Source organism: Micromonospora sp. NPDC048947 (assembly GCF_040649495.1).
Taxonomy (GTDB): Bacteria; Actinomycetota; Actinomycetes; order Mycobacteriales; family Micromonosporaceae; genus Micromonospora; species Micromonospora alfalfae.
This window is the reverse complement of record NZ_JBEZFO010000033.1, coordinates 31514-44778: the sequence shown is the minus strand read 5'-3', so window position 1 is coordinate 44778 and position 13265 is coordinate 31514. Positions and strand designations below refer to the sequence as shown.

The window sequence follows — 13265 nt, the reverse complement described above, 5'->3', positions numbered from 1 at the left end:
CGTCCCCCCCCCCGGGCGCTTCCGCCCCCGCCGCCTGGGGCCTGCCCCGCCCACGAGCGTGCGCCGGTCACCACGACAGTGGTGACCGGCGCACGATTCGTGCGTTGCCCGGAGTCAGCGGTAGCCGGCGGCTATCACGCTGGCCTGCACGGCGTTCTCGGTGGCGTCGGACGGATAACCGGCGACCATGGCCCCCTCGTAGAAGGTGCCGGCGCTGAGGTTCGCGCCGCCGTCGGGCTTGCAGCAGTCACCGCCACTGCCCAGGATGATCGCGCCCTGCTTCTTCATCGGGCTGTATCCCGGCGGAAGCGAGCCGTCATAGAGCGTGTAGAGGCTGCCGGACTGGGCGTTGCTGCCCTTGATCGCGAAGCGGGACGTGCCGTTGTTCTTCAGCGTCGCGGTCACGAACTTGCTGGTGAACGCACGCTGGTTCGGGTTCCAGGAGCTGCTCCCGCCGGGGAACAGGCCCCACTCCAGGTCCGCCTGCACCCAGGGGCCGGTGCCGGAGCAGCCGCCGAACCAGCACTGCTTGCCGAAGTTGATGGCGTCCATCGCACCGGCGGCGTCGGCCTTCCTGGTCGTCTCGCTGTTGCCGTAGTCGAAGCAGCAGCCGCTGTTGACGTGGGTGCCGCTGGTCACCATGTACATGCCCTCCGGCGCGGCGCCGGTCGGTACGCCGGTCAGGTGCCCGTCCCGCCAGTAGCTGTTGCCGGGGTTGATGTAGAGCGAGTACGCCTTGGAGCCGCCCACCGTCAGAGACTCCGTCGTCGCGGTCGCCGGCCGGCTCTGCGGTGACCCCGGGACCACGCTCGACCCCTGGTACCAGAGGTCGTTGCCGCGCCCGGACTGGTCGAAGACGACGGTGATCACGCAGGTCGTGCCGGTGCAGAACGAATCCTGCGTCGCCGCGTTGGCGGTGCCGCCCGTACCCGTGAGCCCGATGTTGCGGGTCGTGTTGTCCGACGAGCGCCGGACCTGGTAAAGGTTGCCGGCGTACGCCTCGTAGAGCGCCCGCGTGGTGCTGTGCGCCGCGATGCAGGGAGTGCCGCCCGAGGCGTAGATGTCGCAGGGGCGCGCGCCGGTCGGCGGGTCCGTCGGCGGGTCCGTCGGCGGGGTGGTGGTCGGCGAGGCCCACTGCTGGTTGGCACCGCCGTTGCAGGCCCAGAGAATCAGCTTGGTGCCGTTCGCGGTGGCCGCGCCGTTGGCGTCCAGGCAGAGCCCGGACTGCACGCCGGTGATGGTGCCGTTGCTGTTGACGTTCCACTGCTGGTTGTTCTGGCCGTTGCAGTCCCAGATGATCGCCTGGGTGCCGTTGGTGGTGCCGCGGCCGCTCGCGTCCAGGCACTTGTTGCCGTACACCTGGAGTTGCTTCGCCGACGTCCACGTCCAGGTCTGGCCGGCGGCGCCGTTGCAGTCCCAGAGTTGCGTCTGGGTGCCGTTGGTGGTGCTGGAGTTGGGCACCTCGATGCAGCGGCCGGACGGCGTACCGACGATGGTGGTGCTCTGCCCCGGCGTGATGGCGGCCGCCATCGCGGCCGATCCGGCGAACGGCGACGAGGCGCCGGGGGTGGCGCCGAGGCCGACGACAACGCCGACCAGGGCGGCCGCCAGGGCTGTCAGACGTCGGGCGCGATGACGTCTCGGGATGAGTTCACGGGCTTTTCCTGGCCCGGTGGGGGACGGGGTTCGCACGAGGTGGCTCCTCGGAGTCGTGGAAGCGTGGTGGGGGTGTCGACGCGCCGCAGGGGGTGGCGGTAATGGCGAATCGATTCGCAGCGAATCGTATGACCTTTGTTTAATTCATGTCAATGAATGCAATGACGGGGTGGCGCGCTGGCCGTTGGGCGGACGGCCAGCGCACCACCTCCCCAGGGACGCCTACCGCCCCAGGAGCCGCCACGTCTGGTTCAACGGGCTGCCCTGGTTGACCGCCTTGCAGGTCCACTGGTGAACCAGCGCGCCGGCCGCCGTGGAGACCGCGTTGACGTCGACGCACTTGCCACTGTGCCGGGCGACCAGTTGGTAGTCGTGCGAGTCGTTGCCCGAGTAGGTCACCTTCCGCAGCGTGAACTGCTGGTTGAGGCTGTTCAGGCAGGTCCACTGGTGCACTGCCGCGCCGTCGGCGGTGGACACTCCGCTGACGTCGAGGCACTTGCCGCTCTGCTGGTTGACCACCGTGTACGTGTTGGCCACGCCGGCGACCGGGCGGAAGTTCCAGAACTGCTGGTCACCACCGTCGCAGTAGTTCTGCTGCTGGACGTTGCCGTCGGTGGTGCTCAGGCCGGGGTTGTTCAGGCACTGCTGGGAGTGCTGGGCCACCGCCACCGACTGGAAGCCATCGTCCGACGGTGGCAGCAATGTGACCGCGTACGTGTCGGTCTGGTTGGTGTACGGCAGTGTCACTGTGGCGTTGTTGTTGGACACCCCGACCACGCTGTTCGAGACAGTGACCGGCCCGGCCACGGCGCCGCCACCGTTGTGCGGGATGCGTTGGGTGAGGACCCTGACCTGGTTGTTCTGCACGATGCCACTGGTGGTGTCCAGGCGTTGCAGGTTGACGGTCAGGTTCCCGGTGGTACGACCACCGCCGACCAGCACCTTCGCCACCCCGGCCGTCTTCGTGGCGTACGCGTCGTACGACTGGCTGGGGGTCACCGCGACGATCTCCCCGACCTGGGAGGCGTAGAAGCGGTAGTTCCACCACTCCCCCTTGGGCTGGTGCTGGCCGGCCGAGTTACGGATCAACAGGTTGCCGAGGTCGTTGTGCAGGCTGCCGCCGCTGGCCCAGTTCGCCCGCAGGCCGTCGGCGCGGGCCCGCTCCAGGCGCGCGATGTACCAGGCGCCGTCGGCCGGGTTCTGCTCGTCGGGCGCGCCGTACTCGTTGATCTGGTACGGGCGCGGGTGGGCGATGCCGCGCGGGTCGAGGGTGGCGTTGGCGGCGGCCACGTTCGCCACCGGGTCACCGGGCAGCGAGTGCCAGCTGATGATGTCCGGCACCGTGTTCGTCGAGCGGACGAAGTCCAGGTACTGGTTCCAGAAGGCGTGGTTGGTCGACGGCACGCAGGCACAGCTCGGCCCGACGATGAGCTGGCTGGGGAACTCCGCCCGGATGCGCTGGTAGGTCCGGCGCCACAACTCCAGGTACTGGGAGATCGGCCGGTTCCAGAAGATGGTGATGTTGGGTTCGTTCCAGATGTCCCACTGCACCGACAGGCCGGACGCCCGGACGTCGTTGATCAGGCGGGTCAGGAAGCTGTCGTAGTCGGTCCAGTTGCCGTTGTCACCGGGGAAGCGGGAGATTCCGGCGCCGTCGGCACCCCAGAGGTCGTGCGGCAGGATGATGAACTTGCCGCCGAGGGCTGTGGTGCGACGCGCCTGGGCGAGTGTGGAGTTCCAGCGACGGTCGTAGGTGCCACCGACCCAGCCACTGCCCGGGAGCTGCGCGCCGCCGGCGCGCATGTACTGGAACTTGACGTCCCGGTAGAAGTGGTCGGCCGGACCGCTGGCGTTCTCGGTCATGCCGTAGATCCAGCCGGAGGCGCGGTAGGTCGGCGCTCCGTTGGTGGTGGCGAAGTTGACGCTGATCGACTCGTCGGCGGCCTGGGCGGGGGACGAGACGACGGTGACGGCGGCAGCGGCGGCGAGCAGGCCGACGACGAGTCGGGCCACGAGCACGCGGGCTCGTCCTGACCTGCTGCGGGACGGGGTTTTCACGGGCGGCTCCTTGGTGGGGCGCGGGGGACGCTCTCCGGAGGGCAGCGCTTGCGAATCGATTCGCACGGATCGTAGGACCGGGGACTGAACGATGTCAATGAAGTGACGGCCGGATGAAGACCGTGTTGCCCGGCTTTCCTCTTGACGCGGCCGACCAGCCCTTGACCCCTGGGTATGGCCAGACCTATCTTCGGGCGAACCGATTCGTCGAATCGATTCGCATACTGGCCGGACTGGTCCGGCCCGCGACGATCACATCCGCACGACCCCTGATGATCGATGTGAAGTGAGGCCACACATGACCGGACTCAGTCGTCGGCGGCGCCTGGCCGCCGTCGCCGTGATAGCACTCGCCGCAGTGACAGGCAGCGCCTGCTCGTCGTCCGCCGACAGTGGCGCTGACGGTGGCGCCTACCTCGTCTGGGACCCGTACCCGCAGTTCGCCGACGACTCCGAGTGGGTCGCGCTGCTCAAGAAGTGCGGCACCTCAGCGGGGGTGACGGTCGAGCGGACCGGCTACGACACCACCGACCTGACCAACAAGGCGCTGCTCGCGGCCCAGCAGGGAAACTCACCGGACGTGCTGATCGTGGACAACCCGGTCATCTCAACTCTGGCCGAGGCCGGTGCGCTCACCACCACCGACGACAACAAGCTGGACGTCTCGGCCATGGAGAAGAACCTGCTCGGCGCCGGCCAGAGCGGCGGCAAGACCTACGGCGTGCCGATCGGGGCGAACACCCTCGCCCTCTACTACAACAAGGATCTGCTCACCGCCGCCGGCGTCGATCCCGCCGCCGTCAAGGACTGGACCGCACTGACCGCGGCACTGACAAAGGTCAAGGCCAAGGGGAAGAAGGGCATCACCTTCTCCGCGATCGGCACCGAGGAGGGCAGCTTCCAGTTCCTGCCCTGGTTCTGGGGATCGGGTGCCCAACTGACGAGCCTGGACTCGCCGCAGGCGGTGTCCGCGCTGACGCTCTGGACCGACTGGCTCAAGCAGGGCCACGCCCCGAACTCCGTCATCAACAACACCCAGACCACGAGTTGGCAGGAGTTCGCCACCGGCGACTACGCGTTCGCCGAGAACGGCACCTGGCAGCTGGCGAACGCGGAGAAGCTGGGCTTCTCGTACGGCACGATCGCGATCCCGGCCAGTGCGGGCGGCCCCGCCCCGGCGCCCACCGGCGGTGAGTTCGTCTCCATTCCGGTGCAGAAGAAGACCGGCCGGTACGAGACGTCGCAGAAGCTCGTCACCTGCCTGACAAACGCCGACAACCTCCTCACCACCGACACCACGCTCTCCTACGTCGCACCCGTCGCCGCCGTGCAGGAGCGACAGGCCACCGCGGACCCCAAGCTCAAGGTCTGGGTGGAGGCGGTCCGGGCAGCCAAGGGCCGCACCGGTGACGACCTCGGCACGAAGTACCCGAAGATCTCCGAAGCGCTGTGGACAGCGGTGCAGTCGGCCCTCAGCGGCGGGAAGTCGCCACAGGAGGCACTGGCCGCCGCGCAGACCGCCGCCACCACCAGGTAAGCGATCCGACCCGACACCATGCCCTCCACGACAGAGACCTCCACCGACGTACGGGACCAGGGTGGGGCGGCGACCGCCGTCCCACCTGGGCCTCCCCCGTCCCGTGCCCGCCGGCCCAGCCGATGGTGGGCGTGGGGCTTCCTGGCACCCGTGACCATCTACCTGGCGGCCTTCTACGCCTACCCGCTCTACCGCAACGTCGAGTTGAGCCTGCGGGAGTACACAGTCCGCTCGTTCGTGCAGGGCGGGGCGCCCTTCGCCGGCCTCGACAACTACCGGACGGTCCTGACCGACCCGGCGTTCGGGCCGACGCTGACGCACACAGTGGTCTTCACAGCGGCCTCGCTCGCCTTCCAGTTCACCATCGGCATGGCCCTGGCCCTCTTCTTCCACCAGCACTTCCCGCTGTCGCGCACGCTGCGGGCGTTGATCCTCGTACCGTGGCTGCTGCCGCTGATCGTCTCGGCGTCGACCTGGTCGTGGCTGCTCAACAGCGACTCGGGGCTGGTCAACGCGGCACTCGGGGTCGTCGGGATCGACCCGGTCAACTGGCTCACCTCGCCGGGCTGGTCACTCACCTCGGTGATCATCGCGAACGTCTGGATCGGCATCCCGTTCAACCTGGTGGTGCTCTACAGCGGCCTACAGGCGATCCCGACCGAGATGTACGAGGCGTCCGCGCTCGACGGCGCGACGGGGTGGCAACGGTTCTGGGGGATCACCTTCCCGTTGCTGCGGCCCGTCTCCCTGATCACGCTGCTGCTGGGGCTGATCTACACGCTGAAGGTCTTCGACATCATCTGGATCATGACGAAGGGCGGCCCGACCAGTTCCTCGGCAACGCTCGCCACCTGGTCGTACCGGCTCGGCTTCGGCAACCTGCTGCCCGAGTTCGGCCCGGGCGCGGCCATCGGAAACCTGCTCATCGTGCTGGCGCTGATCGCCGGCCTCCTCTACATCCGGATCGAGCGGAGGCAGCAGCTGCGATGACCACCTCGACGCCTCGGGCCTGGTGGAAGACCGGCGTCGGCCTGGTGCTGACCGGGCTGATGCTCTTCCCCGTCTACTGGATGGTCAACGTGTCCTTCACCCGGGACCAGGACATGCGGGCCAGTCCCCCGCACCTGTTCCCCACCAACGGCACGCTGGACGGGTACCGGGCGGTGCTCGACCAGCAACTGCCGTACCTCGGCACCAGCTTCCTGGTCGGCCTCGGCACTGTGGCGCTGACAGTGGCGCTGGCCGCTCCCGCCGGTTACGCGCTGGCGAAGCTCCGGCCACCCGGCGGCCCGGCGCTGAGCTTCGTGCTGCTGATCGCGCAGATGATCCCGGGGATCATCATGGCGATGGGCTTCTACGCCATCTACCTCACCCTCGGCGTCCTCAACACGCTGCCCGGCCTGATCCTGGCCGACACGACGCTCGCGGTGCCGTTCGCAGTCCTGATCTTCACGGCCTTCATGTCCGGCATCCCCGACGAGCTGCTCCAGGCCGCCGTGGTCGACGGCGCCGGACGGCTGCGGACCTTCTGGTCGGTGGTGTTGCCGGTCAGCCGCAACTCGATCGTCACGGTGTCGCTCTTCGCGTTCCTGTGGTCCTGGTCGGACTTCATCTTCGCCTCGACCCTGGCCGGCGGCGGCGACTACCAGCCCATCACCCTCGGCATCTACCACTACATCGGCAACAACAACCAGCAGTGGAACGCCATCATGGCCACCGCCGTCGTCGCCTCGATCCCTGCGGCCGTGCTGCTGATCCTGGCCCAGCGGTACGTCTCGATGGGCGTGACCGCCGGCGCCGTCAAGGACTGACCATCCGCGGCGGTCGAGGACTGACCACCCGCACCACAGAAAGGCACCCGCCACCCATGACCGTCGCCCCGTCCGGTCCGGAGTTCGGAATCCAGGACATCCCGTTCAGCTACCGCGGATCCTGGTTCAACATCTCCCCGGTGGTAGCCGAGAAGACGTACGCCGACGACCTGCACCTGGTCTCCCACCAGACCGGGCTGCACCCCGTGCTGCGGCTCACCCCCACCGTCGCCGGCACCACCGTCGTCGCCACGCCCGCGCTGCTGACCTGGCGCAACGGGGCCGACCGGATCGAGGCCGTCTACGACGGGCCGGACACGGTCCGGATCCGGGGCCACCGACTCGGCCTGCGGGTGGCAGCCGCCGCGCCCACCCTCACCCCCTTCAGCGGCACCTACCTGTACGCCGACCCGGTCGACGGATCACACGTGTTCACCTCGTACGAGACCGGTCGCCGATACCGGATCACTGTGCTCTCCGGCGCCCTGCTGCGCACCAACGGCGCCCAGGCGCTCGGCACCGCCGACCGGTTCCTGGACCTTCCCGGCGACCAGCCCTGGGAGATCGCGATCGAGGAGTACGCCACCGCCCGCCGCCCGTACGCCGGATCCGTTCCGTTCGAGCAGTTGTGCCGTGACCGGTTCGCGGAGTTCACCGCGTTCGTCGACGCGATCGCGCCCTGGCGCGGCCCGGAGACCCCGGCCGCCGAGCTGGCCGCGTACGTCCTGTGGTCGGCCACCGTCGCCCCGGCGGGCTTCGTCACCCGGCCGGCCGTCCTGATGTCCAAGCACTGGATGGACAAGGTGTGGAGCTGGGACCACTGCTTCAACGCGATCGCCCTGGCTGCCGGCGAGCCGGAGCTGGCCTGGCACCAGTTCCAGTTGCCCTTCGACCACCAGGACGAGGCCGGCGCCCTGCCCGACTCGGTCACCCACTCCGAGGTCCTGCACAACTACGTCAAGCCCCCCATCCACGGCTGGGCCCTGCGGCACCTGCGCCGCCGCCTTCCCCAGCCGCCGGACCGGGCGGCGCTGGCGCAGACGTACGACCGGCTCGCCCGCTGGACCGGGTTCTGGCTCGACGCGCGGCGCGCCCCCGGCCACGACCTGCCGCACTACCAGCACGGCAACGACAGCGGCTGGGACAACGCCACCACCTTCGACGAGAACCGGGTCCTCGAGACGGCTGACCTCGCCGCATTCCTGGTCTCGCAGCTGCGCTGCCTCGCCGACCTCGCCACCGAGCTGGGTGAGCCCACCACCCGCTGGTCCCGGGAGGCCGACCGGATCCATCAGGCCATGCTGCGCGACCTGTGGGACGGCGAACGCTTCTGCGCCCGAGACCCCCGCACCGGGCACCGGCGACCCAGCCGCAGCCTGCTCGACCTGATGCCCGTCGCGCTCGGGGCCGACCTACCGGCCCCAGTCGCCGCCGCGCTGGCCCGCGGCGTCGAAACCCACCTGACCACGCACGGGCTGGCCACCGAGCCGACGGACTCGGCCCACTACCTCGCCGACGGCTACTGGCGTGGCCCGATCTGGGCACCCTCCACCGTCCTGGTCGAGGACGGCCTGCGCCGGGCCGGGCAGACCAGGATCGCCGGCGACATCAGTCGGCGCTTCCTCGCGCTGTGCGAGAAGTCCGGCTTCGCGGAGAACTTCGACGCCGAGACCGGCACCGGGCTGCGGGACCGTGCCTACACCTGGACCGCCAGCAGCTATCTCATCCTCGCCGCCGCCCAGGAGGAACGGCGGGTCACCGGCGGGTAGCCGGTTCGGATCAGCGGGCCCGGACCGGGCCGGTGCTGGAACGCAACGAGATGGGCGGGCTGTAGAGGCGGTGTCGTGGCACGGCGCCGGGGGCGGCGATGCTCTCCAGCAGCAGCGACACCGCCTCGGCGCCCATCTCGACCATCGGCACGTCGGCGGCGGTCAGCGGCGGACGGAAATCCTCGGCCCAGTGCTGCGCGGCGACTCCGGTGACGGAGAAGTCGCGTGGCACGGACAGCCCGGCGCCGGTCAACGCGCGCTGCATTCCGGGCAGTGCGGCCTCGTTGATGGTGGCCACCGCCGTGACCTCCGGGTGCGTCGCGAGCAGTTGCTCCATACACGCCTCGCCGGAGGCGGTGTCATCGCCGCTGCAGACCTCCACGCCGGTCAACCCCCGCTCCACCGCCGCCGCGCGAAAGCCGGTCAGCGCGCGATGGCTGGGGCCGTACCCGGCGGCCACCAACTCGGCGGAGCGGTTCACGAGTGCCACGTGCCGGTGCCCCAGATCGGCCAGGTGCTGCACGCACCGGGCGATCAGCCCGGCGTAGTCGATGTCGATCCAGCTCATCCCGTGCGGCTCGGCCGTCCGGCCGATGGTGACGAACGGCAGCCCGGCCCTGGTCAGCCGGGTCACCCGGTCGTCTGCCAACCGGATCTCCATGAGGACCACGCCGTCCACCCGACGCCCGGTGACGATCCGTTCGAACGACCGGTCATGGTCGCCACCGGAGGGGGACAGCAGCACGTCGAGGTCGTGTCGGGCGGCGGCCTCGACGACGCTGGCGACGAAGCCCAGCTGCATGTCGGTCAACCGCTGGCTCGCTGGCGGGATGACCAGCCCGAGGGTACGGGTGCGCCCCTCCTTCAGAGCACGGGCGCTGGCGTTCGGCCGGTAGTCCAACTCGTCGATGACCGACTGGATCCGTTGTCGGGTCGCCTCCGACACGCTGCGTTTTCCGCTGAGCACGTAGGAAACGGTGCTGCGGGACACCCCCGCCCGGCGAGCGATCTCCCCGATGTTCATCAATCGCCCTCGAATCGATTTTTGCCCCGATACGGGGACGCACCGTGCTCCGCTGACCAGCATATCCGTCCTCAGGCTCATCGATCGATGACCAACGCGTGCCAACTAGCGCCAATAGATGGACGACCATTAATGTCACAGGTATGACGTGTGACGTCAATTCCATCGCCGCATCCCACCCCACACCACCCACCGGAAGGTTCCAATGAAGGTGAAGAGAAGACTGGGTCGCCTGATGGCCGCCGCCGGGACCCTGTTCGTCCTCGTCGTCGGCGCTGGCGCCTACGCGGTCTCGGACGCGCCGGGCGTCGCCCACGCCGCCGGCACCGGCCCGTGTGACATCTACGCCTCCGGCGGCACGCCGTGCGTGGCCGCGCACAGCACCACCCGCGCGCTGTACGGCGCGTACAACGGCCCGCTCTACCAGGTCCGACGATCGTCGGACAACACCACCCGCGACGTCGGTGTGCTCAGCGAGGGCGGCTACGCCAACGCCGCCACCCAGGACACGTTCTGCGCCAACACCAACTGCGTCATCACGATCATCTACGACCAGTCCGGCCGCAACAACCGTCTCACCCAGGCGCCCCCCGGCTACTTCGTCGGCCCCGCTCCCGGCGGATTCGACAACCTAGCCGACGCGAAGGCGGCGCCGGTCACCGTCGGCGGGCAGAAGGCGTACGGCGTCTACATCGCCCCCGGCACCGGCTACCGCAACAACAACACGAACGGGGTCGCGACCGGCGACCAGCCCGAGGGCATCTACGCGGTGGTCGACGGCACGCACTACAACCAGTGGTGCTGCTTCGACTACGGCAACGCGCAGACGAACAGCCTCGCCGACGAACGCGCCATCATGGAGACCGTCTACTTCGGCGCCAACAAGCAGTGGGGCTACGGCGCGGGAGCCGGCCCCTGGATCATGGCCGACCTGGAGTGGGGGCTGTTCTCCGGGGTCAACGCGGGCTACAACAACATCGCGTCGATCAACCACCGCTTCGTCACCGCCATGGTCAAGGGCGAGCCGAACCACTGGGCGATCCGGGGCGGCAACGCCCAGTCGGGCAGCCTGACGACCTACTTCGACGGGCCACGCCCCAACGGCTACCACCCGATGAAGAAGGAGGGCGCCATCCTGCTCGGCATCGGCGGTGACAACAGCATCACCGGTCGCGGCACCTTCTTCGAGGGCGTGTTGACCTCCGGCTACCCGACGGCGGCCACCGAGAACGCCGTCCAGGCCAACATCAACGCCGCCGCCTACGCGCCGTCCGGCGGCGGCAACCCGCAACAGAACGTCCAGGTCGTCGGCGCCCAGTCCAGCCGCTGCATCGACGTACCGAACGGCAGCACCACCAACGGCACCCAGGTCCAACTCTGGGACTGCACCGGCAACACCGCGCAGCGCTGGACCTACACCGCCGGCAAACAACTCCAGGTGTACGGCAACAAGTGCCTCGATGCCTTCGGCCAGGGCACCACCAACGGCACCCAGGCCATCATCTGGGACTGCCACGGCGGCACCAACCAACAGTGGAACCTCAACTCCAACGGCACCATCACCGGCGTCCAGTCCGGGCTCTGCCTCGACGCCAACGCCGCCGGCACCGCGAACGGCACCAAGCTCATTCTCTGGGCCTGCAACGGTGGCACCAACCAACGGTGGTCCACCCGCAGCTGACCCACCGCACGACTGATCACCAGTGCCGCCCCCGCAGTGCCACCGGGGGCGGCACGACCTTTAGTTGCTTGGCGGCCCGCAGCTGCGCCGGCCGGCGACCCGGTGCGGGTATGTTTCGGGGCTGGCGAACAGCGGGGGTCGGATGGTCAAGGGTTGGCACGGCTGGCTCGGTACGTTCAACGGCGTCGTCCTCATCACTGTGGTCGTCCTGCCGTTGGCCGCGCTTGCGGTGTGGGCGTTGGCCCGCCGCCGACGGGCCGCCGGCGCCACGTCGGCGTGGCGGACGTCGCTGGCCGACGTCGGCATCGTCTACGGCACGGTCCCCTGGGTATGGATGATCATGCTGCCGGGTGACAAGGCCGGTGCCGTCTCCGGCCGGGTGACACTGGTGCCGCTGCGCGACCTGCTCACGATCTTCTCCGACGGGGGGCCGCTGACGGCGACGGTCCAGGTCGTCGGCAACCTGCTGGTCTTCGCGGCTCTGGGGATCCTCGCCCCGCTGCGGATCCCGGCGCTGGCGTCGGTGCCGCGGATCCTGGTCCTCGCGGCCGGCTGCTCGGTAGTGGTCGAGACCGCCCAGTACGTACTGCGGCTGGACCGGGTGTCCTCGGTGGACGACGTCCTGCTCAACGCAGCGGGCGCCGGGCTGGCGGCGCTGGCGTCACGCCGTTGGTGGCCGGTCAAGCCCGACGCGTCCACAGATAGTCATCCTCGGCCGGCCCCGGCAGCGCGACGCTGAGCGTCGGAGGAGGGAGCTACCATCCGCAGGTGATCGAGGAATTGATCAGGAGAGCGGCGGACGAGGACGACGACGCGATCGAGGAGTTGAGCGAGATCGCCGCTGCCGATCCACAGAGGCTGTCGCCGTACCACGGGGCCCTTCTCGACCTCGACCTGCTGTGGCCGCCGACGTTGTACCGGGCGGCGGGCGCCGACGTGGTCGGCCGGGTCGTCGAGCAGGTCGACGGCGGGCGGACACCGGACCGACTCAACCATCTGCTCCTCATCCTGGCCCACAGCGCCCACCCACTCGCCGAGAACGCCCTGCGTCGCTGGTCGACGCACCCGCCAGCCGGCGCGGACGACCTGCACGTGGGCGCGCTGAGCTACGCGGTCGAGGGCGGTTGGACGATCGGCCCGGACGGCAACCGACGCGACCTGTGCGCTGACGTCGCGTACCGATGGGTCATGCGGGACGCGCCGGCGCCCGCGGACCGCACCGCCTGCCCCTGGTGCGCGTCTCCGCTCTGGGTCGCTGCCGACCTCGACACCACCGACCCCGCCATCGGTGCCGCGCTGGCCCACACCGGCTGGTCCGGCCGCCTGGTCATCGAGACCTGCCACTTCTGCGCCTGCTACACGACGTTGTACAGCCGGGTCACGCCGGCCGGCGCCACCACCTGGTGGGCCGACAACACCCGTCCGAGCTACCTGGGCGCCGATGCCGGGCCGGAGGACCCGCCGACACTGCTCCCGGTTGCGGGGCCGGCACTGGCGAGCCCGTACCAGGCCAGCGCCTGGAATCAGGGCGGCTCCACCCTGGGTGGCCGACCGGACTGGATCCAGGACGCCGAGCACGCCGACTGCCCCGGCTGCGGGGAACCGATGGACTACCTGGGTCTGATCGGCGGCGCGGACCTGGACGACGTCGGCGAGGGCGCCTACTACCTGCACCTGCACCAGCCGTGCGGGTTCGCCGCGGTGAACTACCAACAGAGCTGACAGTCGA

The 13265-nt window shown here is 69.4% G+C and carries 11 protein-coding genes; 8 read left to right on the top strand and 3 right to left on the bottom strand.

From position 1 onward, the window contains the following. Positions 1-114: 114 nt before the first annotated feature. Entirely contained in the window at positions 115-1692 is a 1578-nt protein-coding gene (locus AB0B98_RS31525; protein WP_357367352.1) for an arabinofuranosidase catalytic domain-containing protein, read from the bottom strand. Between the two features lie 186 nt (positions 1693-1878). Then, positions 1879-3714: an RICIN domain-containing protein gene (locus AB0B98_RS31520; RefSeq protein ID WP_357367350.1), complete on the bottom strand. Its 1836-nt coding sequence runs from the start codon at positions 3712-3714 to the stop codon at positions 1879-1881. 113 nt (positions 3715-3827) lie between these two features. Between AB0B98_RS31520 and AB0B98_RS31515 the strand changes: the two genes are divergently transcribed. The 5 genes from AB0B98_RS31515 to AB0B98_RS31495 all read left to right on the top strand — a co-directional run bounded on the left by AB0B98_RS31515 (position 3828) and on the right by AB0B98_RS31495 (position 8831). Beyond that, positions 3828-4004, top strand: a complete 177-nt coding sequence (locus AB0B98_RS31515) for a hypothetical protein (RefSeq protein WP_357367348.1) — start codon at positions 3828-3830, stop codon at positions 4002-4004. Positions 4005-4012: 8 nt separating this feature from the next. After that, entirely contained in the window at positions 4013-5251 is a 1239-nt protein-coding gene (locus tag AB0B98_RS31510; protein ID WP_238666841.1) for an extracellular solute-binding protein, read from the top strand. 150 nt (positions 5252-5401) lie between these two features. Beyond that, complete coding sequence (locus tag AB0B98_RS31505; protein ID WP_357286598.1) at positions 5402-6241, top strand: sugar ABC transporter permease; 840 nt, start codon at positions 5402-5404, stop codon at positions 6239-6241. Then, positions 6238-7062, top strand: coding sequence for a carbohydrate ABC transporter permease (locus AB0B98_RS31500; protein ID WP_357367345.1), 825 nt, complete (start codon positions 6238-6240; stop codon positions 7060-7062). The genes AB0B98_RS31505 and AB0B98_RS31500 overlap by 4 nt, the downstream gene beginning before the upstream one ends. Before the next feature lie 56 nt (positions 7063-7118). Continuing rightward, on the top strand, positions 7119-8831 hold the full coding sequence (locus AB0B98_RS31495; RefSeq protein ID WP_357367343.1) for a trehalase family glycosidase: 1713 nt from the start codon (positions 7119-7121) through the stop codon (positions 8829-8831). Between the two features lie 10 nt (positions 8832-8841). Here the strand turns inward: AB0B98_RS31495 and AB0B98_RS31490 are convergent, their stop codons facing one another. Beyond that, a complete protein-coding gene (locus AB0B98_RS31490) occupies positions 8842-9855 on the bottom strand; it encodes a LacI family DNA-binding transcriptional regulator (RefSeq protein WP_238666837.1) in 1014 nt (337 codons plus the stop codon). Between the two features lie 205 nt (positions 9856-10060). Between AB0B98_RS31490 and AB0B98_RS31485 the strand changes: the two genes are divergently transcribed. The 3 genes from AB0B98_RS31485 (at position 10061) to AB0B98_RS31475 (ending at position 13258) form a co-directional block, all read left to right on the top strand. Further along, positions 10061-11536, top strand: a complete 1476-nt coding sequence (locus AB0B98_RS31485) for an arabinofuranosidase catalytic domain-containing protein (protein ID WP_357367341.1) — start codon at positions 10061-10063, stop codon at positions 11534-11536. A 142-nt stretch (positions 11537-11678) separates the two neighbouring features. After that, positions 11679-12275: a VanZ family protein gene (locus AB0B98_RS31480; RefSeq protein WP_357367339.1), complete on the top strand. Its 597-nt coding sequence runs from the start codon at positions 11679-11681 to the stop codon at positions 12273-12275. A 29-nt stretch (positions 12276-12304) separates the two neighbouring features. Further along, positions 12305-13258 (top strand): hypothetical protein, encoded by a 954-nt coding sequence (locus AB0B98_RS31475; RefSeq protein WP_357367337.1) that lies wholly within the window; start codon positions 12305-12307, stop codon positions 13256-13258. Positions 13259-13265 lie beyond the last annotated feature (7 nt).

Coding starts and splice junctions, on each gene's coding strand:
- AB0B98_RS31515 (WP_357367348.1), top strand. CDS start 3,828: ATGAAGACCGTGTTGCCCGGCTTTCCTCTTGACGCGGCCGACCAGCCC.
- AB0B98_RS31510 (WP_238666841.1), top strand. CDS start 4,013: ATGACCGGACTCAGTCGTCGGCGGCGCCTGGCCGCCGTCGCCGTGATA.
- AB0B98_RS31500 (WP_357367345.1), top strand. CDS start 6,238: ATGACCACCTCGACGCCTCGGGCCTGGTGGAAGACCGGCGTCGGCCTG.
- AB0B98_RS31495 (WP_357367343.1), top strand. CDS start 7,119: ATGACCGTCGCCCCGTCCGGTCCGGAGTTCGGAATCCAGGACATCCCG.
- AB0B98_RS31490 (WP_238666837.1), bottom strand. CDS start 9,855: ATGAACATCGGGGAGATCGCTCGCCGGGCGGGGGTGTCCCGCAGCACC.
- AB0B98_RS31485 (WP_357367341.1), top strand. CDS start 10,061: ATGAAGGTGAAGAGAAGACTGGGTCGCCTGATGGCCGCCGCCGGGACC.
- AB0B98_RS31480 (WP_357367339.1), top strand. CDS start 11,679: ATGGTCAAGGGTTGGCACGGCTGGCTCGGTACGTTCAACGGCGTCGTC.